Below are 24007 nucleotides of genomic sequence, written 5' to 3' on the forward strand. Positions count from 1 at the left end.
TCTGACTCAAATTCGATGATTTTGCATGACGGCGTGCCACGTGTTTCCCACGCTGACAGCCGGCAACACCAAAAACATGAAGTGGAAGAAGTACTTTACCGCAAGCTATGCGAGGCTGAAGGTTTTCGCCATGCACTGCACCGAATTGCCGGATCCTGAGCGTGAGATAACTCGTCGCGTCATCCTGCCGACTTCCGGTAAGCCGCCTTGCCAAGGGCAGGCGGCGCTCGAGATTCCGCCGCTGGAAAGCCGCTGCGCGGGTCTGTCGACGTTCAATCGCGGCTGGATCACAGTTGGTGAATACAACTACGACATCGCCGAACGATCCTGCTATTTCGGGCCGAATCAGAAGCCGCGGGGCATGTTCGGCCCCGAGCTTCATGTAAGAGATCAGGCGCGCGATCCGCCCGATGCTCGCCGCAAGACAAAGCCGCATAGACCGCACGCTCTGACGGTTAGCAGCGGCCGTTGTGGCCACGTAGCGTGGTTCTCGCCTGTTGGAGGATCTTTCAGAATTCAGGTGGTTGTACCCACACCACAGCGACATTGTCGCCGTGCCAGAGCGGTCGACGGCGAGGCGGTCCGGCTCGGTCCGGCACTCTTAGCTTCTCCCGTCGGCACCATCATTCGAAACGCCCCCGCCGGTCGAAATCGACCGGACAACAACGTCCGATCACCCGGAGACGAGGCCGGCAACCGCCAAAAATCGTGCGTAGGATCGCACCGCGCGGCTGATGATTGCATCTTTCCCGCGCTGCACTGATGGCCTCTCTGTCAGGTGGTCTGGGGTTCGCGCTTCGGGCCGAGCAAGAACACTGTCAGGGCGGCGAGGAACGAGGCAACGGCGCTGTAGGCAAGGGCACTGGCGACGCCGACATTGTCCATCAGCAGTCCGCCGAAAATCGCGCCCGCTGCGATGGCCACCTGGAACGTTGCGGCCATCAGCCCACCGGCGCTTTCGGCCTGCTCGGGAGCGGCGTGCAGCACCATCCATGTCTGCAGTCCCACCGGCACCGCGCCGAAGGCAAAGCCCCATACGGTAACCGCAATCGCCGTGGCCCAAGCCGATGCTCCCAGCGTCAGCAGCGAGACAGTGGCCATCGCTATGAGCAGGGGCGGCAGGGCCGCGGCTGCCTTGAGGCTGTGCTCGGCCAGGAATGCGCCGGCCAAATTGCCGAAGAAGCCGCCGATGCCAAAGGCGAGCAACACGAGCGAGATCGTCTCGATATCAAGCGCGGGAAACTTCTCAAGGAAGGCGCGGATATAGGTGAAGCCGGCGAAGTGCCCGGAAGCGACCAGCAGGACGACCAAGATCGCGACTTTGATCATCGGATTCTTGGCCACATCCAGCAGACTGCGGAAGCTCGTCACTCCAATCGGAGGCAGCCTCGGAATGGTTATGAGTTGCACTACCAGCGTAACGGCGCCGACGACCGCAGCGATCATGAAGGCGGTTCGCCATCCCCAGATGTCGCCGACATAGGCGCCGATTGGAGCCGCGCAAACGGTAGCGCAGGTAACGCCGGTGAGGATGATCGACATGGCGCGCCGCAGGAGGTGACTTGGAACGAGCCGCATCGCCAGCGCTGCCGAAATCGACCAGAACCCTCCGAGTGCTATGCCGAGCACGACGCGGGCGGCCAGGAGAACCGGCAGCGACCCCGCGACGGCCGATAGAACGTTCGACAGGATCAGCAGCAGCGTCATCGCCCATATGACGATCCTGCGGTCCAGGGGCCTTGTGATGACGGCCATCGTCGGCGCCGAGATCGCCCCCACGATGGCGGTCGTTGTCAGCGCCTGTCCAACTGCACCCTCGGTGATAGAGAGATCATGCGCGAGCGGCGTCAGCACGGAGGCAGGCAGAAACTCTGCCGTCACAAGCCCGAAGGTGCCTAAGGCAAGCGAAATGACTGCACCCCATGCGGGACCAGACCGTTGATCTGGCTGTTCTGGATCATGCAGAACTCCGTCCATGAAGCCCGTAGCGGATTCGGTCATCAACAGGGTCTCCAGTTTGGATGTGCTGCAAACTCGGGTGGCTGCGTTGACCCGCATTAACGCCAGAAGCGCCATTCCCTGCGGCATTGCACGGACGAGGGGACGTTCATCGCTTCGCGATATTTTGTGACGGTGCGGCGCGCAAATCGATGGCCCTTTCCTTGGGCCGGACGACGATGTCGTCGTCGGAAAGCATTGCGATTCGTCGGCGATTGTCGCCTTGATCCGATGGCGGACAGCTTCGGGGGGGGCGCGCGTCGCCACCTTGGGAGGACGCGCTCGCGACGGTGAAAAAATACCTCAGTTCGAACACTTCGCGCGGGGTCAGCATGTATTTGTTCGACGTCACCCGGCTTACCGTCGCCTGATGCACGTTGATCGCGTCGGCGACAGTCCTGAGACCGAGAAACCGCACTTGGTCGACGCCGTGTTCCAAAAAGGCATCCTCCTGGCGGCGGAGGCGGGTAAGCGACAATTGTGGCGAGCGCCACGGCTCCGTCAGTCTCGAACCAGCCATCGCAAATCAGATATCGGAGCAGGGACGTCTGGAGGGAACGTTCGGCGCAAATGTGCACGGTCTCCTTGGGCGCTTGTATGGAACTTCGCGTTTTTGCCATGGTTCTGTTCATAGCTTTCTACGTGCTTTGATGGGCTGTAACGGATAACAGCAAGCGCTATGCCATTTCACTTGGGGGCACCGAATCGGACTATCTTTTGCCGAAGCCCTGTCGGCTTGAGCAAGGCGCCGTGCCTTGACCGAGACCGCGCGCGCCGCACAATCGCTTGGTCACCCGGACCGAGCAAAGGTGCTGTACTATCGGAGTAGTCAGAACTTCCGCACCGGCTGGGGAAGACGAAAGCCGTTCCCGACGGGCCGAGCCGATGCATTGCCGCACGCCGGCGGGCACTGCATCGACCGCGCAAGGCTTTGTCTCCAGCGTGTAATTGCGTGCGCAGGCTGGCAACTTGCGAAGACGCGGCCGTCGCGCCTCTACCATCGCGCTGTTGCTGTTGCCCCTGTCGAGGAAGGTCTTTCACACCTTCGAGCTCTTCAGCACGGCGCGCCGGTCTCCACGCGGTGAGGATCGAGCCCGGCTGGGCGTCACGGCGTTTGCGAGATTGAGATTCCTTGATTTGCTCCCTCGTGCGCGCCTATCCGAAAACATTGTTGGGTACCGAAGGCGGACAAGAATGTCGCAAGCGCGACCAAAAGATCGCCACGGCCGCAGGGGCAATTGCGACCAGTGGCCGTCTTCGGAAATCGGTGGAGCAATACCCTTTCCTCGTCGACGTCGGATGCGGGGCTCAGCTGTGCCCGCCGGGCCGCTACGAACAACGCTGACCATGGCGCATGACGGCTGGCCGATCACCCGGGCATGTCCGCGTCGATCAAAGGAAAGCGTCTGGTCTCAGCCAGGCGGACCTCGCGAAGGCCATCGGTATCAATGTGGTCGAATTCCTCGATCACGCCGAGACGATCGGTTTCGCTGGCGCGGATTTCGACCAAATTCCCAACCGAAAACACACGAAACGCGGCGGCTTCCGACCGCCGATCAATGGGCCAAGGCCCGGTCGCTGTTTTACCTCCGAATCGTTCGCCATGCCGAGGCGGCTCGTCGATAGCCGCGGGTTGGCGCCTCTCCGGGGCGCGTTGGCTGCACGTTCCGCCCCCTTGGACCCCGCTTCCGGCAAACAACATCCGGCCGCGAAAGCTCGCCCTTGTCAGTGCTCGATTACCACGCCGAGACGCCTGCTGGGGCTCCCGGTGCACGGGCACATTTATCGATCCGGCACGGTGTTGAGCGTGCGGAACCCGCCGCACGCGTTCCGATCGCTTGTTGTGCTCACCCGATCACGCGACCTGTCCCCACACGTCTTGAGGACATTCCCCTGCGGCTGGCTCATTGACCTATGGGCGGTTCCAGCCCGCCCGAAACCCTCGCCACCAGCTTTTTTCCCCGCCGCATGACGCGGCTTCCTCGCGCCGCTTCGCTTCAAAAAAGCTGCCCGCTCGGGTCCTTCGCTGCCGCTGCGGCCCTGCCGGGTTCGGGCGGTCCGGACGCGCCCATCACGGTCCGCCATCGCAGGGGAATGGTCCCCGGCGACAGCAGAAGGAGACAGGAAAATGACCGCGATCGGTTACGTCAACAAGCAGGAAAACGGCAGCTACAAAGGCCAGCTCAGGACGCTCAGCGTCCGCGCCGACATCGACATCGTGCCCAATCGGAGCAAGTCCGCCGACAACCATCCCGACTTCCGGGTGCTGACGCAGGGCGTGGAGGTCGGCGCCGGCTGGATCCGAACCGGGGAGACTTCCGGCAACGACTATGTGAGCTTGTCCATCGCCGCACCGGAGTTCGGTCCGCGCAAGCTCTACGCCAATCTCGGCCGCGCCGCCGGCCAAGACGATCAAGACACCTACGCCGTCATCTGGAACCCGGCCGACTGACCGGCCGGCTCAAGCCCTCGCGCCGCAACTCGGCGCGGGGGTTCCCGCCGACGCTCGCCCGAAGGGGCGGCGAAAACTCCCACCCGACTCTTCGCCCGTCCCCAAGACGACCTCGCCCGCCGATCCTCGCGGTCGCTTGTCCGAAGCGAAACGAGGACCATCATGGACGACGAAAACGACCGCGCGGCCCGCGCCAAGAAGGGCAGTCCGTTTCTGAACACCGCGCAGGCTGCCTTCTATATCGGCCTGTCCCAGCGCACCCTGGAAAAGATGCGGCTGACCGGCGGCGGCCCGAAATACCGCAAGCACGGCCGCTATGTCCGCTACCACATCGACGAACTCGACGACTGGTCGAAAGGCCGCCCGCCAGAACCCGGCTCCGACGATGACAAGGGCGGGTCCGGCTCAGCCGACGAGGGAGCCCGCTCATGAGCCAGCGGCCTTCCATCCATCTGATCGGCAGCCGTTTGCGGCGCGTTCGGGCGCGCAAGGCAATCGCCATCGCCGCGATTGGCCTGAGCCTGACAGGCTTCACGGCGCTCCCAAAGCCGTCTCCCTTGCTGGTCTGGAACGCCTCGGCTAGCGCGCCGGTCGGTCTCTATCGCGTTGGGTCTGGCACGCCTGCGCGCGGCGATCTTGTGCTCGCCCGCCCGCCTGGCTTCGTTGCCTATCTCGCCGACCAACGCGGCTATCTGCCTCGCAATATACCGCTGGTGAAGCGTCTCGCCGCGCTGCCGGACGAGCATGTCTGCGCCTTTAGTAATGCCATCATCATCGGCGGCGAGATCGTCGCCCGTCGGCTCAAAATCGACACGCAAGGCCGTCCGCTGCCCTGGTGGAACGGCTGCCGAGCGCTCGCCCATGACGAGGTTTTCCTGCTCGGCAACGAGAAAAATCACTCCTTCGACAGTCGCTATTTCGGGCCGGTGCCGGCCGAAAACATCATCGGGAGGCTGGTGCCGCTATGGACCGAATGACCCTCCTGATGCTCGGCATGATCGCCGTCGCGCCATGCGCCTGTTCCGCCTCGACCGGCGCTGAGCCGGCCGTCATCTCCCAAAGTCCGCAGCTGCAACGATGGCAGCACTTCGTATCGGAAGCAAGCGCACGCTTCCACATTCCCCAGGCCTGGATTTGCGCCGTCATCGATGCCGAAAGCCGCGGCAAGACCGTCCTCGATGGCCGTCCCATCACCTCCCGCGCCGGCGCCATGGGCCTCATGCAGGTGATGCCCGGCACCTATCAGGAGATGCGCGTCGAGCACGGTCTGGGAGCCGACCCGCACGATCCGCGCGACAACATCTTGGCCGGAACCGCCTATCTCAGCGCCATGTATAAGCGTTTCGGATTCCCCGGCCTGTTTGCCGCCTACAACGCTGGACCCGAGCGCTATGAAGGCCATTTGAAGCTTCGAAGGCCGCTGCCGAAAGAGACCGTTGCCTATCTGAAACAGCTTGAGGCGACGGGGATTTCGGCGGCCGACATGAACGAATTCAAAGGCCAATCCACAACTTCAAAGGGGCGGAACGCTCCCTCCGGACGCTCTTTGTTCTTCCTTCGCGGCGGTGTTCGCGCCGGTGAAACGAATGGCGGCCTTTTCGTGCCGCTCGGCAGGGATCGCGCGCGGAAAAAGAAGCACAATGGCTAGCGATGTTGAGGGCATCCGGGAGGGGCCAGGGACGCTTAAGGCGAGGAGGCGAGGGGCGCGTAAGGCAAGATAAAGGCACCGCCTCCATGAGGCGGCGAAGCCTTTGTCTGCACATCGTTTTTGCCGGAGGCTGCCGGCGGCGCCAGGAGGGTGGGCCAGCGAGACTCAGGTTTCGCTTGAATTTGCCCGGAGGCTGGTATGCAGGACGATGAGTTCAGGCCGAAGCTCGGCAAGATCGGCTCGCGCGGCTCGAAAGCAGGCAAGCGCTATGCCGGCCAGGTCAAGGCAGCGATCAACCGAGCCGGCGGCCGCCTCCAGCGCGGCGGTCGCTTCACGGGGAGCCGGACAGGCCGCGGCGGGGCGGCGGCCGCGCTGCTCAAGTCACGCGACCGGTATGCCGCCTTCCGGCAGCGGCGGGTGATGGTCAAGGCGCGGATTGTGAAGCTGGCCGGCAAGGGTGCGGACGGAGCGGGTGCGCATCTGCGCTACATCCAGCGCGATGGCGTCACCAGGGAAGGCGAACCCGGCAAACTCTATGGCCCCGGCAGTGATCGCATCGACAGTAAGGCCTTCGTCGATCGCGCGGATAGCGACCGGCATCAATTCCGCTTTATCGTCGCACCGGAAGACGGCATTGAGTATGACGACCTCAAGCCGCTGACGCGGCGGCTCATGGCCCAGATGGAGGAGGATCTCGGCACCAGGCTCGACTGGGTTGCCGTCGACCATTTCAACACCGGTCATCCGCACAGCCACATCATCGTTCGCGGCAAGGACGACCGCGGCGAGAATCTCGTCATCGCTAGGGAGTATATCTCGAGTGGAATCCGCGAGCGGGCGGCCGAGCTGGTCGGCCTAGATCTCGGTCCGCGCACCGACCGCGAGATCGAGCAGCGCTTGCGCCAGGAAATGGATCAGGAACGCTTCACCAGCATCGACCGGCGGCTTCTCAGGATGCGCGACGGCGATGGGCTTGTTGTACCGGACGTCCGCGACGCGTTTCGCCAGACGTTGCACCAGGGACGCTTGTGCAAGCTCGAGCGCATGGGGCTCGCCGGAGAGATCGACTCGGGCCGCTGGCGCCTGGATGATGAGCTTGAAGCGACGCTGCGCCGCATCGGCGAACGCGGCGACATCATCAAGACAATGCATCGCGAGCTGACAGGCAAGGGGCTCGCTCGCAGTGCTGCTGACTGTGTGATTCACGATCGATCCGGGGAGCCGGCCCAGCCGGTCGTTGGCCGCGTTGTCGCGCGCGGGTTGGGCGACGAAATCAACGACCGGCATTACCTCATCGTTGATGGCCTGGACGGCAGAAGCCACTACATCGACATCGGCAAAGGCGAGGCCACCGCACCAACGCCTGACGGCTGCATCGTCCGTGTCTTGCCGAGGAACACCGAGCCCAGGCAAGTCGACCGCACCATCGCCGAGATCGCCGCCGCCGATGACGGCCGCTACAACATCGATATTCATCTAAAGCATGACCCGTCCGCCACCGAACGCTTCGCCGAAACGCATGTCCGCCGGCTGGAGGCGGTCCGGCGCGCCACTGGGGGCCTGGAGCGCGAGCCGGACGGCACCTGGATCATCGCGCCGGATCATCTACATCGCGTATCGGAATACGAGCGGCAGCGGGCTAGGGCTGAACCTGTCATGGTCGAAAAACTCTCCTCAATGCCACTCGAAAAGCAGGTCGGTTTCGATGGCGCCACCTGGATCGACCATGAGCTGGTTTCCGATACGCCGGATACCTTGCGCAACTCCGGCTTCGGTCGCGAGGTGCGGGAGGTGCAAGCCCGCCGGCGCCAATGGCTGATTGCACAAGGGTTCGCCCGTGAAGAGCAGGACCGGATCGCTTATCGCGCCAACATGATTTCCATCCTGCGCCAGCGTGAGCTGAACCGTGTTGCCGGTCAGATGTCGGGCGAACTTGGTCTTTCCTATACCGAAGCGAAGCCCGGGGGCCGGATAGAAGGCACGCTGCGCCGATCGGTCGAGCTTGCCAACGGCAAATATGCCGTCATCGAGAAGTCGCGCGACTTCACGCTCGTGCCATGGCGGCCGGTGCTCGATCGTCACGTCGGCAAGGAGGTGTCCGGGATAATGCGCGGGGAGGGGATTTCATGGACCATCGGGCGGCAGAGGAGCGGGCCGAGTGTTTCGTGACATGGCGGCACGGAATCTTCGTCCGCGCAGCAGAAAGCGTGCTCCGTCGAGAGCTGCATGATTAGCCGGCTTACTTAGTCATGGATATCGTGATGAGTTAAACGGCTGATAATGCAACATTATCATTCGTTTTTGATGCACGACAAGCACAGCGCTTTTCGTCCATTTCTGTTGCTAAAAGCGCCGCCATGATTCATCGTGCTCTCGATGATTCTGCGTCCCAGACCTTCTGCACGTCACCACGCCATGCCTGCCGGAACCCCTCCGACCGTGCCAATGGCAGCGGTGCCGGCCTGGCTGCGCCGGGCCATCTCGGATGCGCACAGTCATGCGGGAAACGAGTTCGAGGACGTCTCGCTCGCCGCCGGCGCTGCCATCGGCGCGCTCGATGCTGTCGTCCGCCGTCAGGAGCGGTGGGCCGGCGCCTGGCGGCAGCGCCTGGCGCTTTCGGCTGCCGTGGCAACGGCAAAGCAGGCTGGCCGCGTCGAGGATGAAAGCGCGCTGCGCGACGCCGTGTTGCTCACCCGGCCCGGCGACAATGTCGGCCCCGCCGGCCGTTTTCTCCTCGCCTGGCGTCGGCTGGCATCTCGGCCAGCGGAGGATCTACTGACGGAGAAAAATCTCGCGGCGGTGTTGGAGGAGTTTGGCTACGCGCCGGATGATGAGGCGGTCAGCGATCTGGCGGATGATCTTCGACAGCTTTCCGCAGGCATCGGAATGGTCGGCATGCTGACCGGTGCGTTCACGGCCGCCGAACGCCGTGGCTTCGCACGCACCGTTGGAGCTTGGCTCGCCGACGCCCTGCGGGCGCAGCGGCTGGGTTGGGCATACGCCATGCCGCTGCTGGGCGCCGGGGCAGCCTTGGGGACAAGCGCCCGCACGCCTCGACTGGCAGCCAGCTCCGTGGCGACAGGCATTGAGACAGATCCTGATGAGCGTGCGAAAGGCCTGCTGGCCGCGCAGGCGCGCGCCGCGCTTCGCGCCATTGATTTATCCGTCGAGCTCGAGCGCCGCGCGGACCGGCTGCTTGCGGTCGCGCCGAAACTCCGGGCCAAGGCGGCGGACATGGTCGTCGAAAGGCTCTTGTCCGACGACGCGATCGTCGCATCCGAAAAGATCGCCGGCATGAGCGACCGCGCCCTGCGCCGGCTGTTCAACCGGCTGGTCGAACTCGGTGCCGTGCGCGAGCTGTCGGGCCGCCCAACCTTTCGCATCTACGGGCTGTGACGACCATGGTGGAAGCGGTGCGCAGACGCGGAAAGGATCGGCCAGATGACCGTCGATCAGTGGACCAGCTGTTTGACCGGGAGCTGGATCACCTGCCGCCGGAGGCGCGCTGGCGCGAATGGAAGAACCGTGTCGAAGCGACCATCTTCGCCGCCAGCGAACCGGTCGGCCGCGAGACGCTCGCGCGGATCGTCGGAAAAAACTGCAGCATCGACCTGCTGATCGACGACATCCGCGAAGAACTGCGCGGTCGACCCTATGACCTCGTCGCCGTCGCCGGAGGCTGGAAGCATCTCACCCGCCCGGCCTATGCCGATGCCATCCGCTGTGCAGTCGGCGGTAACGAACGCGCGGCAGACCTCACGCAATCTGAAGTGCTGGTGCTGATGTGCATCGGCTACTTCCAGCCGATCACCCGCGCCGAACTGTCGTCTTTCTTCGGCAAGGAGATCAGTCGCGATTTTATTGGTCATCTGCGCGGTGCCGGCCTGATCGCTTCCGGTCCGCGCAGCCCAACACCGGGCGCGCCCTACACCTATGTGACGACAAAAGAATTCCTGCTTGAGTTCGGGCTCGACACGCTGCGCGACCTGCCGGATTTCGAAGCGCTCGAAGATGCAGGGCTGTTATCCAAGGCGAAGCTGCTGGCCGGTGACATTTCACCAGTTTTCACGGATGACGATGCCGGCAGCGAATAGGGTGAGGGCAAACGAATGGGGAAGATGAAAGAGCTGCAGATCGAGACCCACAACCTCGCACGAGATTGGGAAGCGTTGTTAATTAGAATCCTCGCGCAAGAGAAGGTCGGGCGGGCCGCTGGAACGAGGCCGGACGAAGAGCCTGCAGACGAAGACGAATGGGCGATGTATCGCTCGCTTCCAGACCTGACGTTTACGCCGAACGCCGCCACCACAACATTGGCGGTAGAATTCAAAATGTTCCGCTGGCAAACGGATTGGCGGCGCCGCGTTAGGGATGCGATCGCGCATACCCACGAAGTCATCAAGACCAATGGCCTCGACGGTGGAATAGTCATCGTTTCGCTAGACCTCCCGGAGGAGATCCTCGCTGAACTCAAGTCGCCGGCGGCGCCTGACGTTGAAATCTGGGGACTGGCAAAATTGAGATCGTTGGCCGCGTACGATGACGAGCTTGCAAACGAACTTGAAGAGCTCGTGTCTGAGACAGTGCTCGATGGCGATTCCGGTACCCGCACAACGCCCGAAACAGAATCGCTGACGGGCACGAAGATTGCCGCGCGCCTTCGGCAAGTGCCGCCTGGCAAGGAAGGTTGGACCGAATTCGAGAAATATTGTGAGCAGGCAATCCGGTTCCTGTTTGCAGCTGAGCTCTCCAATCTCAAAGCCCAACAGCGTACCGACGATCAATTGAACCGCATGGATCTGATCGGCCGGATCAAATCGGATCGCGGTTCATTCTGGTCGATGATCGCTACGGATTTTTCTTCCCGGTACGTTGTCTTTGATGCAAAAAACTATCGCGATCCGATCGGTCAGCGCGAAGTCGAGATCACCGAAAAGTACCTTTTCGACAAGGGTCTCAGGACCGTCGCCATCGTCGTGGCACGATCGGGTGCCAACGCAAGCGCACGTAAGTCTGCGGAGGCGCTCCTGCGTGAATATGGGAAACTCATTCTCGTCATCGATCTCGAGGATCTTTGTCGAATGCTCACAGGGGCCGATGCCGGTGATCCCCCTGAGAATTTGCTCTTCGAGCGAATGGACGAAATGCTCATGACGATGGGCCGCTAGTCGGCTCGGATCGATCGGATCAAATGATCGGTGCTTGCGCTTGCGGCTTACTAGGACTTGCTACTGGAGGCGGGCGTGATCAAGGCGAAAGTCGACACCAAACAGATCGGTGTTGGAACCGTCGAGTTCTGGGAGAAGGTCAACAACTTCGATAGGGCCGCTATTGAAGCCCAGGCGAAGGAGTGCAAAGACCTCTAGGCGCGGCTTCACACCTGTTACCCGGGCAGGCGTTTACCCCCTACCTGGGTTGAACGTCGGGAGCGAGTGTCAAACCAGCAGATCAAGAAATACCAAGCGACTTATCTTATCTCATCTTGATTGTTGGGACTTTCCAATGAAGTATTGGCCGCATGGTCGATTGTTGAGGGGAGGCCGCTTTGCTGCGTCGTATCGGAGTGGCGGTTTCCGTCGTCTTTTCCGCTGCGGGCGCTGCCAATGCCTGGGGTGCAACGGGGCACTCCGTCGTTACCGAGATCGCCCAAAGACGCCTGAATGCAGAAACCTCGAAAGGTGTGGCGGAATTGCTCGGGCCTGGAGCGTCGCTCGCGTCGATCGCCAGCTGGGCGGATGATGAGCGCGTCCGGGACAAAACCACCACCCGATGGCACTTCGTCAGCATTCCCGGCACAGCCATCGCGTACGAGGCTTCCCGGGATTGTGTTCTTGATCCAGCCCTCGGCGATTGTCTCATCGCCGCGATAGAGCGGCAGCTCGCGGCCGTTGCGTGCCCGAGGCAACCGCTGGAGTCGCGCCAGCGTGCTCTCAAATTTCTCGTGCATTTCGTTGGCGACCTGCATCAGCCTCTCCACACCATCGATGACCAGGGAGGAGGCAACGGGATTGTCGTGACGCTCGTTACTCAGGAAGCCGTCAACGGCAATCTTCCCTACAATTCCAACCTGCACTCCGCGTGGGACGCAGGCCTCATCGACAAGACCACCTGGTCTTGGGGGAGCTCTGTGGAGCGGCTTGAGTCGGGTTGGCTGAAGACCGCAGTCGTATCGGCAGTCACCGCCGGCACGACAATCGACTGGGCCAACGAAAGCCATCTGCTTTCAGTGGCGGCACTCAAAGCCGTTCCTTCGAACATCGTGCTCGACGACGCTTACAGGCGATCGAATCTGCCTGTACTCGACGGACAGCTTGGCCGCGCTGGCCTACGGCTGGCCAACTTGCTCAACCTGGCTTTCGCGACGGGCCAGTGCACGGCGGATCAGCCCAATTAGCGAGAGGCGCCGGCAAGCTCGCGTACTGGTCTAGTGATGAAACGGGTGTAGGAGTGGCTAGAAGGGCTATGCCAAGCGGTCGCGGTTCCGAGAAGGGCGTTCTGTCACCGGCTGAGGCGCGCGATGTCTACTCAGCGCGTCGATTTCTGGATGGCGGCACGCAAAGGACGCTCGGACTGAAGGCGCGCTTTGACACGTACTTCAAGGATCCGCTGATAGCAAAGCAAAACCCGGGTTTGGAAATCGACAGCGAGTTCTATGTGCCCTGGGAGCCGCGCATCGGCGACGGACCGACCAGTGCCCGGTTTGCGATCGTCGACTACGACAGCACCGCCAACAAGCTTGAGGACCCGGCGGTCTGGAACCCGCGCCAAAAGGCCTTCTTCACGCCGGACGGCCGTAGGGTAGACAAGTCCGTCAGGGAAACGACGCACTTTCGTCAGGTGAGCACCTGGGCCATCCTTCAGAACACGCTCGACTTCTTCGAGAGTCCGAGTGGGCTTGGGCGACGCATCTCCTGGGCATTCGAGGGCAATCGCCTGCTCGTCACACCGAACGCTGGTTACGGTGCGAACGCTTATTATGACCGTGAGAGCAAGTCCCTCCAGTTCTATTACTTCGACGACGAGGCCGGTCAGCGCATTCATACCTGCCTGTCGAGCGACATCGTCAACCACGAATTTGGTCACGCTCTGCTGGATGGCATACGGCCATACTACCTAGAGGCTGTTTCGCCCCAGACCGGTGCCTTCCACGAGTTTCTGGGCGACCTCACCGCGATCTTGATGACCCTTCGCAACAATTCATTCCGAAGGGAGCTGGCTACCAGGACGCAGGGCGATCTCAGGTCCAAGTCGGGCAGCGATCTGCTTGCCGCCGTAGCGGCAGAGTTCGGTGAGGCGGTGTCTGGACAGCCGTATCTTCGCAGCGCCGCCAACGAACACACGCTCGGCGAATACAAGGACGTGGTCGAACCGCATGCTCTGTCGGAAGTCATGACCGCGGCGATGTTCGACATCTTCGTCGCGTTGACCGAGCAATATCTCAAACGAGAACGCACCGACGGCAAGACGCACAGCCCAGCCCAATCGCTAAGTTTCGCCGTCACTCGCATGCAGGTCATCGCCATCCAGGCTTTGGACTTCCTGCCTCCCGTCGAGGTGACGTTCAACGACTACGCACGCGCAGTTCTGCGCAATCTCGCAATTGCTGACCCGATTGATCAAAACGAGTATCGGGACATGATCGCCAGCGTCTTCGTCCGCCGAGAAATCCTGACTGCGGAGGAAGCCGCCACGCTCCTCGCACCTGGGCCTCTCTATGAGCGGATGCCGGGAACTATTGCGCACGACGCCGAGCGCATAGGCAGTTCGCGCGCCGAGGCGTATCGATATCTCGACGACAATCGCGACAAGCTCTTCATCCCAGACCATGTCGACATCATCGTCGACGAGGTCTTCACGGCCCAGAAAATGGTAGGCATGGGCCTGTTCCAACCCAAGCAGATCATCCTTCAATATCTCTGGCGCGAGGAACTCGTTCTGGAAGGCCGGAAATTCGGCCGATTCAACGGGAAGACGACGAGCCTCCTGTGTGGCGGCACCCTCGTTTTCGATGTAAATGGAAGTCTCCTGTATTGGACGCGGAAGCCGGGAAGCGAACCGTCGGCAACGGCGGCGGCAGCGATGCGAAAGCGGAACAGACGCAAGGACCTTTTCGGGACGGAAGTCGCCGCACTCGACGAAATGGAGGCCGGCGAGCGGCGGCGGTTGGAATACCTAAATGTTCTGGCGCGCCGTGTCGGCGAAGGCATGGTCGGCGAGGAACTGGCCGGTCCGGAAGGCTTGGTCGGCGGGCTGACACCGCCTCTGATCGCGCGAGAAGTCGATGGATCGGTCCGATTCGAGCTATCACCCCACTTTCATATTCACGATGACCATGAAACCGAGTTTGGAGCGCTGAGATGGCAAACGAGCTCCTGATCCGGGTCTACGATGTCGGCTTGGGCGATTGCATCTATGTTCGGATACCGGGCAAGAGTGCAAAAGTTGAAGACGCCTTCCATCTGCTGATCGATTGCGGAACTTGGAGCGAAGGAAAGCTGCTCACGGCCGCTATCAAGCAGCTGGAAAGTGAATTGCCGACAAGCGACGGTGGCAAGAAGCGGCTCGACCTCGTTGTTGTGACGCACGAACACAAAGATCACATTGCGGGATTCGATCCGGCACTGTTCGAGAACATCGAGGTGGGCGCGGTCTGGATGAACTGCGCGATGAATCCGAAGCACCCGCAGGCTGGAAAGACACGCAAAATACGGGGTGTGGCTGAGAAAGCCATGCGCCGTGTCGCGGCCTCAGGACTGAAGCTCAGTCCGCGCATGGACGAGCTGCTGTCGGTTTTTCAGATCGACAATAAAGGTGCGATGAACACCCTGCGAAAGACGCTGCTGAAGGGGCGAGACCCAACCTACGTCAGTGCCGGAGACACGAACGAGAAATACGGCCTCGCACTGCATAAGGCCAAGATACACGTTCTGGCCCCGGAGGCGGACTTCGATCGCTATTACATTGGTGCGCCAGCTCAGCGTGCATTGAAGGGAGTGCTTGGCCCGGCTGCCTTTGACGCGGAAGGGGAGCTCATCTCCACCGCAAAATCGGAAAAACCCGACAAGCTGCCCATGCCCAGGAACGTCGGCCCGGCGTCATTCCGAGCGCTACGGGCGAGAATGCAGTCGCAGGCCCTCGCATTCGCGGAATTGGACGGCACGCTTAAGAACAACTCCAGCGTCGTCCTGCTGATTGAATGGAAGAAGAAGCGCTTGCTGTTCGTCGGCGATGCCGAATGGCACGGCGCCTTCAAGGAAGGCAAGATGAACGGCTCGTGGAACGTCATGTGGCAGCGTCCGGATAAGCTCCTGAACAAGCCCGTCGATTTCCTGAAGATCGGTCATCACGGCAGTGAAAACAGCACGCCGTGGGATATGGGAACAGGAAAGGCATCGGAGGCGGTGTCCATCCTGGACGCGATCCTCCCGCTGCCCCAAGCGGGCGAGCAAGCCACCGCAAAAGCCGTCGTTTCCACGGAGCGCGGCAAGTACCGGACGATCCCCCGCGGCCTTCTCATGATCGAGATCGCACGTCGCGTCGAAGGGGCGCGGATCTATGCGCCCGACCTGAAAGGGTTCAAACCGAAGGATCCGGCCGACTTCGACGCATATGAACGAGAATGGCTCGGCCTGGCCCAGCCGCTCAGAACCGATTTCGAACGCATTCGAGAATCGAAGGGATTCGTGGATGTGATTTTCACCTAAGGTCAACGTGCTTCACAGCGCACCTAAGCCGGCGGCCCCAAAGGATCATCGGGAATCTCTGTTGCCTCACCAACCGCGTAGGCAAGTACGATCGAAAAGAGACTAGGGAGGCCCTCGCGTGAAGCAGCCGCAATCCGTCTTATATCCTCCTCGGCGAGCGCCAACCGCTTTGTCGCCAGAGCCAGGAGGAATTCGAGACACGCTTCACCTTGGCTTTCCCCGTGCTGGGCGAGCATCTTGACGATCAGGTTGGCCATCTTCGCGCTGTGCTTTTCGGTTTGCACATCAGCAAAATTGAGCTCGTGAGGGAACGAAGCGCGCAACAGAGCCGCCTGGATGATCCCGTCGTTGTAGCGGGTAAAATTTTCGCTCGACAGCACGTTGAGATGGAACGGCGATTGAGACAGCGACGCCGACGTCTGCTTCGGCTTCGGCACCTTCCGACAGTTCTCAAGAATCGCCGCGATCGTCGAAAAGATATCGCCTTGGGTGATATCCTCTTTCTCGTAGTCCCCGGCCCAGAATGCGAAACCCTGCCGGAGCTTGAGAGCGTCGTCGGAACTTGTTCTTAGGAAAAGGTCATCTCCACCGATATCTGCCGATATGGTGGCTATGCGACTCTCGATAGCCGCAATGGGAGCATCCTCGGCATTCGTCATCCTTAGCGGCAGGAGCGCATTGTTCCAGAATCGCAGTTCGCGGCTCCAGGCAGTGAACTGGTTTGGGTGAGGCAACATCATATCGTCGACGAAACACATTGTGTGTTTGGGCGACTGATTGTTGTGCTCGAGGTCGCGTAACAAAGTCAGTTGGTGCTCGGCCGCGCTGTGCTTCCGCAGTCCCGCCAGGAACGTCCTCGGGCGGTCCTTGAATCTATCGCGGAGGTCGCGGCTTGCGTCCTGGAAGGACTGACCGGATCCAACGCATCCCGCAACGACGACCACGCCCCGACGATCCTCGCTTCCCTTTTCGAGGTCCGTACCGTGGATGACGTGCGGGCGACGCAGGCCAAGACCTTCGATCTCGTCTGCAACGCACTCGGCGAGTGCGATACTTTCCGCCCCGCGAAGCGCCAGAACGTGGCTCGTCGAGGCTGGAGCGTGTCGTCGGACGATAATCTCAATTGCCTTTTTCCCGCCGTCACTCAGGAGCGTGCGATCAAGGTTGACGAACAGGCGATGAACGTCGCGATCGGGGTCACGCCGCAGCGAAAAGGCACGCTTGCCCCGATATCTTCTCATCACGTCGCGCAACTGAGCTGGGGCATCGGTGTGAATCAGGGTGTAGGGCGTGACTGTCGCAGCGTCGGCAAGAAACTGGTCGCCGACGAAGGTGATCGTTCGCGAGCCGTTCCTGCACCAAGGGCACCGCTCTTGCTCGAAAACCTCCATCGACAAAGGATCAAGCCCTTGAATCTCATCACGCGCGTCGAAAACAACTGTGCCCGGCACTTGATGAGCGGTAGAAAAAAGCGTCACGACGCGCTGGGGTGGGAGCTTCGTCTGTTCGAACACCTGTTTTGGCAACGAACCCGTCGCAGTAGCCGATATCAAGACCAGCTCGCTGTCCGGATCTTGGATACTCAGTTTTTCAAGTCCTTCGTAGGATGAGAAACTCGTCACGCGCGGGGTGATAAAGTCGCGGCGAAGTCGGCTCTTGAGAGAATACGCTGCAAACACGAGAGCCGAAATCGATGAGGAGTCGACCCAGATCTTTCTGATGCTATCGTGGAGATGGGGAAGGAGTACCAACGATAGAAAGCCGATTTCCTCACCCTGGATGAGCATGTTTGCAGCCCGAAAGAATGCGGCGGAGTGCCTTCTGCGCGGGTGGATGAAATGATGTCCGGAAGGCGCAACGAGCACAGCTTCGCGCGTCTCAGCCAAGTGGCGGATTCCCGCAGCTCGAAGCGAGCGAAAGTCCTCCTTTACAAGTATTATTGAACCTTGCAGCGTCGAGGTTGCCCCCGTTTTCATTCTGCCTCGGGCGTCGAATGACACAATGACGACTGGTACGAGTGCGTTGGCCAAGCGAAGCGCAGTACCGGCTTCGATTGATCTCTTCACGCTCGCCCGTGCCGTGGCGGCGGCATCGCTTGGCACGACAATAATCAGACTGTCGGGATAGGGACGTCCACCGAGCCTGTCGTCGTCGACGATCCGGATCAGATCCTGGATGCTGAAAAACGGAAGAGTCGTGACGAGAACCAGGGCGTTGCCGACGCCGTTTTTGTGCCAACGGTAGTGGAAGAACGAGCTCATCGGCTTCCCAATCCCATTGGTATCAGGATCGAAAACGAAGCTCCCGTGACGGGCGCGTAGCTCTTGATTTCGGCGTCTCCGCCGGCATCGATGAACAGAGCATCATCAGGCGAGAACTGGATGTTCTGTGTTCGAGGCGGGAACCACTTGCAAAGCGACAGTCGGCCCGTTCGCAACCTCATGAAGCCGCCGCAAGCCTTCAGCGCCTGCATTACACGTGGCAATCCGAGTCCATGACTCGGGTCGTTCTGCGTCGTGAAGTTTTTCAGGAAGCATCCACGAACGAGATCATACTCCTGATTGATGGGCATCGCCTCTTTTACTGGCTTGCCGAGCGCTCTGGCCGCCAAGCCAGGACCGCTGTCGAAAACAGATATCTCCAGAAACTCAACGCGTGGCCGTGCCGAGGCATCGGCCATACTGGCGTAGTATTCGCGCAAAGCCGTGAGCCCACCAGCATGACTATCATGGGGGGTGTCGACTGGTCTTAACGCGAAGAGAATGCCTCTTGCAGAGCGCCGATAGAAGGCGCCGGTGAGATCTGTCCGGGCATGAACATGCGTGTTCGAGAACAGCTCCTTGAGCAGACCGGCGATGATATCGGTCTCGACCTCCTCGAGGCGCAGGCGCTGGCGATTGATCAATCTTCCCAAGGCCCGATTCACCACGCCTTGAAAGTCGCCGCGCACCGCACCCGATATCGGCTGGTAGAGGAGGGGGTTCGGACCATCCAACTCGATATGATCCACCGAAAGCAATGCGATTACCCCGCCGTGAATTATCTGGTCGAGGTCGCCGCTATAGAGTTCCCGCAGGCGCGCGACAGCGAGTTTCAGCATGCCACCCGTTACGTCACGACGCCCATCGCGGCCGATGATCCGGTCCGCGAAGACGGTGGCGACAAGACCGTATGTCCGGTGAAGCAACGACCTCGCCGCGTCCTCAGGCGCTTCGTCGGAGGCTAGCTGAAGCGTCGCTGGATTGTTGGATCGAGCCCAGCTGACTGCGAGTTGAGCGCCAGCTGCCGCGCCACCTGGCCGAGCTTCAAAGGGCCACTTGTTCGGAACTGTGAGAACGCTTGACCGGCGCGCAAAGCCATCAAGTGCCTGCTCACACTCGACATAGGCCGCGCGACGGCTGAGCACATCCTGGTTCAGGTTTCCGTCCACTAAGTCAAACCGAGTTTAGCCCGAAACTCATCCCATTCGCGTTTCGTCATCGACGTATCCGAATGCGTGACCGTCTCCCCAGCGAGCATCCTGAGCAAAGCGCGCATCGCCTGACCCGAGAACGTGGCGGCCTCCAACCGGTGTTCCCGGAACGCTTCATAAGTCAGCGGAACCCACTTTCGCATCACGTCCAATATCACCTCCGCATAGGCGCGGATTTCATATTGCGCATGGGGATCGGCGCGCAGCCGCAGAAAATTCATGAGGTTATGGAGATCGGTCTTCCAGTACCACTGCGTGTAAAAATTCAAGGTAAGGTTCATGCGCGCTAGCTCCCGCGCCAACCCTTGACGACCCTCATCCAGGCGCTTGCCGTCTTCGTCGTGGTTGAGCAGGTCGAGGTAATGATCGTAGTTCCGTTCCGCATCCTCGGTCAGGATACGAAGCACATTTTTGGCTTCCTCGGCACCGACCACTTCGCCACGTCCTTGCCGGTTTTGAACCGATTGCGCGGCAAGCTGCTCAGTAGCCGGAACATAAAACTCGCGGTCGAGGATAGAGTATCGCGCCGAATACTCATTCACGTTAGCCATGCGATGCCTGATCCACTGCCGGGCAACGAAGATCGGCATCTTCACGTGCAGCTTGATCTCAGCCATTTCGAATGGCGTCGTATGCCAATGACGCAGAAGATAGTTGATGAGATTGCTGTCCTCGGACATCTGCTTCGTGCCTCGACCGTAAGAAACGCGGGCAGCCTGCACGACGGCGCTGTCGTCTCCCATGTAGTCGACCACCCTGACGAACCCGTGATCCAGCACCGGGAGGACTTGAAAGAGTATTTCCTCCAGCCCCGCCGCCACCGGCCGCCGAGTTGGAACGACCGCTTCGCGGGCTCGTGCGATCTCGAGCGATTGTTCGTGGGAGATATTGCTCATTGCTGATCCTTGATCACCGCGCGTCCGAAATAGTCCTTTTGCGCGCTTAGAAGCACCGTTGCGCGATCGGTGTGAAAAACCAATTGCCGCAGAGTTACGGCCTCCAATATCAGCCTAGCAACTAACTTGTTGTTGTTAAGGCCCCAAATGCCGCCGTTACGTGTTCCGGCTTGACTGCCGATGCGCAAAGCTCCCAAGCTGCGTGTATGAACTATGACTTTTCAAGCTTGTCACCCACCGATTTTGAAAGACTGGCAAGTGATCTCGTCGGTCGGGAAATAGGGCTGCGCTTGGAAACCTTTCCCGCGGGTCCCGACGATGCGATGGACGGACGGCATGTTTCGGCGGATGGGACAGTTGTGCTGCAGGCAAAGCACTATGCCCGATCGGGTTTCTCGAAGCTGAAGTCCAAGATGTCGGCCGAGCGCGCCAGCATCGAATTGCTCGATCCGAAGCGCTACATTCTCGCCACGTCGGTGGCGCTCACACCAGGAAACAAGAGTGCGCTCGCGCTGGCGATTGGTCCCGCGCTAAAGACGCCGGGCGACATCCTCGGCGCTGACGACTTGAACGCGCTGCTGCGCAAATATCAGGACATCGAAGTCGCGCATCAAGGGCTCTGGGCGCACAGCACCGGCGTTTTGAAGAGCGTCATTACTGGCGCCGTTGCCAAGGCGATCACGCAAGTCGGATCAGTTCCTTCCGCGCTCGCTAGGCTGCTTCCACCCGCCGCCTCCGTCGGCGAGGAAACGCAGCCAGCTTCGCCGAAGGCGGAACGGGATGTCATCTTCCTGATAAAATCCTCACCCGTAGACGACGAATTCACGCTCTGGCTTGCCCCGAAGCTCGAGGCGGAGGGATACCGGGTGTTCGCGGATATCCTGACGCTTCAACCCGGAGATCGGTGGCGCCGAGAAATCAACCTCGCCCTGCAGTATCGAGCTGCGAAAGTGCTTCTCATCAGCCGCGAGATCACACTCGCCGATCCACATGTTCAGGAGGATATCGATATCGCGTTGGAGATGGCGCGCGAGCTCAAGGATGGCCGTTTCATAATCCCGCTTCGACTCGGACCCGCGCGGAAGGTCAAGGGCATCGGAGACGCCGTTGCGGTCGACTTCGTCCGCGGCTGGGGCGACGGACTGACGTCGCTCCTCGTGGCACTGCAAAGGCAGAAGGTCCCTCGCAAGGTCGACGACGCCATCATCGATCCGAATTGGGAGACATTTCGTAGGCGCGGCGCGGTCCCTTTGGTCAGGGAGCCGGAACGTCTGAGGTCGAACTGGCTTCGCATCGTTGAGGCTCCCGATGTCATCCGCTTTTTCGAGAGTTCCGGGGCGACCGATCAAAGATTTCTGGAAAAAGCGATCGCCGGCTTCGCCTACCCGTCGGCACCCCTCGGCTCAGGAATACTCTCATTTGCCGATCAGGCGGAAATTGACGCGGCTTTCCAATCCGTCGGGAGGTTTCGGCTGAAACACGAGATTCCGCTTCTAGAGTTCATCGAAAAGGGTTCTTCCAAACTCGAGGTGGAGCGGCAGGTTGCTTCAAATCTCATAGTCACGATGTTCAAGCGCGCCTGGTATTCGTTCTGCAGAGCTCGCGGGCTTGTCGAGTATGAGTATTCCAACGGAACGGGCTTTCACGCCTCCGCCGCGCTGGCCGCGACAGGGCAACGGATACCGTGGGGCAGGCAGGGCGAGCGACGATCTTCGGCGCTCCGGAATTCGGCCAAGAAGCATATATGGGAGTATGGCGTTACGGCTCTGCCATCCTTCTGGCCTTTCTGGCACTTCAAGTTGAAATCCCGCGTGCTGTTTTCGGTCGACAACGGAACGCCGGCAGGGCTCGCGATCGATGACAAGAAGAAGCTGCACCGCTTGCGCCGATCCATCTGCAGCGGATGGCGCAACAAGCAGTGGTATGGGCGGATGCTGGCGTTCCTCGAGCTGCTTTCACCCGATTCGGCCTACATTCGCCTCGAGCTTTCCGCGGCGCAGTCGATCTTGCTCGAAGCGTCGCCGATTCTGTTCTCGTCGCCGGTCAGCACGGCTCTGCCAGACGTGCTGGATCCAGATGATGAAGAGACAGACCTAAGCACGTTGGGGCGACCTGAGAGCGAGGAGGAACTCGAAGGATGAAGTTCCCGGAAAAATCACTTCTGGTCGAGCATTTCGATGAGCCCGACCTCGAGTTCGCGTTCTCGCAACGCAGCCCGCATCCAAAGGATGGCCTGTTCCTCTATGGCCCCCACGCCCGAGCAAAAAAGACGCGTGAAATCAGTGTCGGCGTCGTCGGGACCAATGAAGGCATCGTCCATTTTCGGACCTGGAGCCACAAGCTGAATGATGTTGTTCAGGTTCCCCCTCCGGGGAAAGGCGAAAAGAAGGACAGGCTGCACCTCGCCAACTTTCCTGGGCTCGAGGCAGCATTCGGTATCTCGTACGATCCGGACAAATGCTCATTTCTCTCAATTCCGTTGCATGACATAGATCGGGTAAGCCGAGTATGGAACCTCAACGAGGCGGTTGAGAAGGTTGCGCGGCTTTACATAGATCGAGTGAAGAAGCATCTGCGTAACGACGAGCAGTCCATAGACGTGTGGGTGCTGGTTCTGCCCGAAATTGTCTACGAGCGCTGCCGACCCGGCTCCGAGCGAACTGGCCTCCCAATGGAGAAAGGCGATTTCGCGAAGAGGCAAAACGCGAGATCGAATCTGCCACTATTGGCTTCGGCTGGCGTCATCGACCAAACCGTTGAAGAGATTTTCGATGATGTCCCCGACTTCCATCGCAGGATCAAGGCGGAGTTTCTGAACATCGCCCCGACGCAGCTGGTCAGGGAGACGACACTCGCGCCCGGAGCCTTCCTGAACAGCGCCAACTACCCAATTCGGCGGACACAGGATGCGGCAACGGTCGCATGGAACCTGGCGACCGGCCTCTATTACAAGACGCAACCGCGACCGCCCTGGCGGCTGGCCGGCGTTCGGCCGGGCGTCTGTTACATCGGCATGGTCTACAAGAATTTGCCGAACGATCCCAACGGACACGCTTGCTGCGCGGCGCAGATGTTTCTGAACGAAGGAGACGGTGTCGTCTTCCGAGGAGCGAACGGTCCCTGGAAGACCGGGGAGTACGAGTATCATCTCAAGGCGGAGGCAGCGACGAATCTCCTGGAGGTCGTGCTCAACACATACCGCTCAATGCACGGCGAGCCTCCGAAAGAGCTCTTCATCCATGGCCAGACGTTTTTCAACGACGAGGAATGGAATGGATTCGTCGACGCCGCCCCGAAGGAGACGAACGTCGTCGGGGTAAGGATTAGAACCACCTCCGGCGAGACGAAACTTTTCAGGGACGGTGACTATCCGGTGTTGCGTGGAACGGCGCTGCTGCTCGACGAGCAGACGGCCTATCTTTGGACGACTGGGTATGTCCCTCAGCTCGACACATATATTGGGCCTGAAACTCCGAATCCGTTGCACATTACCCTCATGCGCAGCAAGCGAGCAAAGCCCAACATTCGCACAGTCTTGGCCGACATAATGGGCCTCACAAAGATCAACTACAATTCTTGCAACTTCAACGACGGACTGCCGGTCACCGTTCGCTTCGCGCGCATGGTAGGCGATGTTCTCACAATGGGCTCGGCCAAGGGAGAGGGGAAACAGCAGTTCAAATTTTACGTTTGACCGACGCTCTCAGGGCACGGACACTCTGGCCTGATGACCTTTCGTTAACGCCTGGCCAACTTGTCTCCAACCTTTTCCGGCTGTTTCCAGCTGATTTCACCGCCGACTTGAGAGGGGCGTCCCCGGATTTCGTCGATCCTTGC

At 60.5% G+C, this 24007-nt stretch carries 21 protein-coding genes and 1 pseudogene; 15 read left to right on the forward strand and 7 right to left on the reverse strand.

Going from position 1 to position 24007, the window contains the following annotated elements; all coding sequences use genetic code 11:
• Positions 1–40: 40 nt before the first annotated feature.
• Entirely contained in the window at positions 41–763 is a 723-nt protein-coding gene (locus MESS4_RS34425) for a nitrogen fixation protein NifQ (RefSeq protein ID WP_244441081.1), read from the forward strand.
• A gap of 11 nt (positions 764–774) precedes the next feature.
• Here the strand turns inward: MESS4_RS34425 and MESS4_RS08515 are convergent, their stop codons facing one another.
• From MESS4_RS08515 to MESS4_RS33370, 4 genes and pseudogenes are all read right to left on the reverse strand, one after another.
• Positions 775–2001 carry an MFS transporter gene (locus tag MESS4_RS08515; RefSeq protein WP_036240904.1) on the reverse strand — a complete coding sequence of 409 codons (1227 nt, stop codon included), beginning with the start codon at positions 1999–2001 and terminating at the stop codon, positions 775–777.
• Between the two features lie 56 nt (positions 2002–2057).
• On the reverse strand, positions 2058–2240 hold the full coding sequence (locus tag MESS4_RS35120; protein WP_348259529.1) for a hypothetical protein: 183 nt from the start codon (positions 2238–2240) through the stop codon (positions 2058–2060).
• A pseudogene (locus MESS4_RS08520) lies at positions 2213–2518 on the reverse strand (hypothetical protein); the annotation flags it as partial. The gene MESS4_RS35120 and the pseudogene MESS4_RS08520, both read right to left, overlap by 28 nt.
• Before the next feature lie 849 nt (positions 2519–3367).
• On the reverse strand, positions 3368–3508 hold the full coding sequence (locus MESS4_RS33370) for a hypothetical protein (RefSeq protein ID WP_157385534.1): 141 nt from the start codon (positions 3506–3508) through the stop codon (positions 3368–3370).
• A 618-nt stretch (positions 3509–4126) separates the two neighbouring features.
• Here MESS4_RS33370 and MESS4_RS08525 point away from each other — a divergent pair.
• The 12 genes from MESS4_RS08525 (at position 4127) to MESS4_RS08575 (ending at position 15802) form a co-directional block, all read left to right on the forward strand.
• Positions 4127–4450, forward strand: a complete 324-nt coding sequence (locus MESS4_RS08525; RefSeq protein WP_006328923.1) for a DUF736 domain-containing protein — start codon at positions 4127–4129, stop codon at positions 4448–4450.
• A 162-nt stretch (positions 4451–4612) separates the two neighbouring features.
• Entirely contained in the window at positions 4613–4882 is a 270-nt protein-coding gene (locus tag MESS4_RS08530; RefSeq protein ID WP_006328932.1) for a helix-turn-helix domain-containing protein, read from the forward strand.
• On the forward strand, positions 4879–5427 hold the full coding sequence (locus MESS4_RS08535) for a S26 family signal peptidase (RefSeq protein ID WP_006328934.1): 549 nt from the start codon (positions 4879–4881) through the stop codon (positions 5425–5427). Before MESS4_RS08530 ends, MESS4_RS08535 begins: the two co-directional genes overlap by 4 nt.
• Entirely contained in the window at positions 5415–6098 is a 684-nt protein-coding gene (locus tag MESS4_RS08540; RefSeq protein ID WP_036240907.1) for a lytic transglycosylase domain-containing protein, read from the forward strand. Before MESS4_RS08535 ends, MESS4_RS08540 begins: the two co-directional genes overlap by 13 nt.
• 198 nt (positions 6099–6296) lie before the next feature.
• Positions 6297–8267, forward strand: coding sequence for a relaxase/mobilization nuclease RlxS (gene rlxS / locus MESS4_RS08545; protein WP_006328936.1), 1971 nt, complete (start codon positions 6297–6299; stop codon positions 8265–8267).
• Positions 8268–8543: 276 nt separating this feature from the next.
• Positions 8544–9494 (forward strand): DUF1403 family protein, encoded by a 951-nt coding sequence (locus tag MESS4_RS08550; protein ID WP_006328937.1) that lies wholly within the window; start codon positions 8544–8546, stop codon positions 9492–9494.
• A 5-nt stretch (positions 9495–9499) separates the two neighbouring features.
• A complete protein-coding gene (locus MESS4_RS08555; protein ID WP_006328938.1) occupies positions 9500–10192 on the forward strand; it encodes an SMC-Scp complex subunit ScpB in 693 nt (230 codons plus the stop codon).
• Between the two features lie 24 nt (positions 10193–10216).
• Positions 10217–11266, forward strand: coding sequence for a restriction endonuclease (locus MESS4_RS08560; protein ID WP_157385535.1), 1050 nt, complete (start codon positions 10217–10219; stop codon positions 11264–11266).
• A 75-nt stretch (positions 11267–11341) separates the two neighbouring features.
• The gene (locus MESS4_RS34965) at positions 11342–11464 is read left to right on the forward strand and encodes a hypothetical protein (protein ID WP_280110235.1); all 123 of its coding nucleotides are present in this window, start codon (positions 11342–11344) and stop codon (positions 11462–11464) included.
• A gap of 179 nt (positions 11465–11643) precedes the next feature.
• The gene (locus MESS4_RS08565) at positions 11644–12492 is read left to right on the forward strand and encodes a S1/P1 nuclease (protein ID WP_006328948.1); all 849 of its coding nucleotides are present in this window, start codon (positions 11644–11646) and stop codon (positions 12490–12492) included.
• A gap of 68 nt (positions 12493–12560) precedes the next feature.
• Positions 12561–14474, forward strand: coding sequence for a hypothetical protein (locus MESS4_RS08570; RefSeq protein WP_006328949.1), 1914 nt, complete (start codon positions 12561–12563; stop codon positions 14472–14474).
• Entirely contained in the window at positions 14456–15802 is a 1347-nt protein-coding gene (locus MESS4_RS08575; protein WP_006328950.1) for an MBL fold metallo-hydrolase, read from the forward strand. Before MESS4_RS08570 ends, MESS4_RS08575 begins: the two co-directional genes overlap by 19 nt.
• A 23-nt stretch (positions 15803–15825) precedes the next feature.
• On the opposite strand, the gene MESS4_RS08580 is transcribed toward MESS4_RS08575, so the two are convergent.
• From MESS4_RS08580 to thyX, 3 genes are read right to left on the reverse strand one after another with little or no spacing between them, the layout of a single operon-like run.
• On the reverse strand, positions 15826–18063 hold the full coding sequence (locus tag MESS4_RS08580; protein ID WP_006328952.1) for a hypothetical protein: 2238 nt from the start codon (positions 18061–18063) through the stop codon (positions 15826–15828).
• Entirely contained in the window at positions 18060–19232 is a 1173-nt protein-coding gene (locus MESS4_RS08585; RefSeq protein WP_006328954.1) for a hypothetical protein, read from the reverse strand. The genes MESS4_RS08580 and MESS4_RS08585 overlap by 4 nt, the downstream gene beginning before the upstream one ends.
• Positions 19232–20170: an FAD-dependent thymidylate synthase gene (gene thyX / locus MESS4_RS08590; protein WP_006328958.1), complete on the reverse strand. Its 939-nt coding sequence runs from the start codon at positions 20168–20170 to the stop codon at positions 19232–19234. The genes MESS4_RS08585 and thyX overlap by 1 nt, the downstream gene beginning before the upstream one ends.
• 206 nt (positions 20171–20376) lie before the next feature.
• On the opposite strand from thyX, the gene MESS4_RS08595 reads away from it, so the two are divergent.
• Positions 20377–22311: a toll/interleukin-1 receptor domain-containing protein gene (locus MESS4_RS08595; protein ID WP_006328962.1), complete on the forward strand. Its 1935-nt coding sequence runs from the start codon at positions 20377–20379 to the stop codon at positions 22309–22311.
• Positions 22308–23864, forward strand: a complete 1557-nt coding sequence (locus tag MESS4_RS08600; protein ID WP_006328963.1) for a hypothetical protein — start codon at positions 22308–22310, stop codon at positions 23862–23864. Before MESS4_RS08595 ends, MESS4_RS08600 begins: the two co-directional genes overlap by 4 nt.
• Positions 23865–24007: the final 143 nt, after the last annotated feature.

The sequence above is a fragment of the Mesorhizobium sp. STM 4661 genome (assembly GCF_000359125.1).
Classification (GTDB): Bacteria; Pseudomonadota; Alphaproteobacteria; order Rhizobiales; family Rhizobiaceae; genus Mesorhizobium.

Bases quoted from the DNA above. Each gene is read 5' to 3' on its own strand.
- MESS4_RS08515 (WP_036240904.1), bottom strand. From the start codon at position 2,001: ATGACCGAATCCGCTACGGGCTTCATGGACGGAGTTCTGCATGATCCA.
- MESS4_RS08525 (WP_006328923.1), top strand. From the start codon at position 4,127: ATGACCGCGATCGGTTACGTCAACAAGCAGGAAAACGGCAGCTACAAA.
- MESS4_RS08530 (WP_006328932.1), top strand. From the start codon at position 4,613: ATGGACGACGAAAACGACCGCGCGGCCCGCGCCAAGAAGGGCAGTCCG.
- MESS4_RS08535 (WP_006328934.1), top strand. From the start codon at position 4,879: ATGAGCCAGCGGCCTTCCATCCATCTGATCGGCAGCCGTTTGCGGCGC.
- MESS4_RS08540 (WP_036240907.1), top strand. From the start codon at position 5,415: ATGGACCGAATGACCCTCCTGATGCTCGGCATGATCGCCGTCGCGCCA.
- rlxS (WP_006328936.1), top strand. From the start codon at position 6,297: ATGCAGGACGATGAGTTCAGGCCGAAGCTCGGCAAGATCGGCTCGCGC.
- MESS4_RS08550 (WP_006328937.1), top strand. From the start codon at position 8,544: ATGGCAGCGGTGCCGGCCTGGCTGCGCCGGGCCATCTCGGATGCGCAC.
- MESS4_RS08555 (WP_006328938.1), top strand. From the start codon at position 9,500: ATGGTGGAAGCGGTGCGCAGACGCGGAAAGGATCGGCCAGATGACCGT.
- MESS4_RS08560 (WP_157385535.1), top strand. From the start codon at position 10,217: ATGAAAGAGCTGCAGATCGAGACCCACAACCTCGCACGAGATTGGGAA.
- MESS4_RS08570 (WP_006328949.1), top strand. From the start codon at position 12,561: ATGCCAAGCGGTCGCGGTTCCGAGAAGGGCGTTCTGTCACCGGCTGAG.
- MESS4_RS08575 (WP_006328950.1), top strand. From the start codon at position 14,456: ATGGCAAACGAGCTCCTGATCCGGGTCTACGATGTCGGCTTGGGCGAT.
- MESS4_RS08580 (WP_006328952.1), bottom strand. From the start codon at position 18,063: ATGAGCTCGTTCTTCCACTACCGTTGGCACAAAAACGGCGTCGGCAAC.
- thyX (WP_006328958.1), bottom strand. From the start codon at position 20,170: ATGAGCAATATCTCCCACGAACAATCGCTCGAGATCGCACGAGCCCGC.
- MESS4_RS08595 (WP_006328962.1), top strand. From the start codon at position 20,377: ATGAACTATGACTTTTCAAGCTTGTCACCCACCGATTTTGAAAGACTG.
- MESS4_RS08600 (WP_006328963.1), top strand. From the start codon at position 22,308: ATGAAGTTCCCGGAAAAATCACTTCTGGTCGAGCATTTCGATGAGCCC.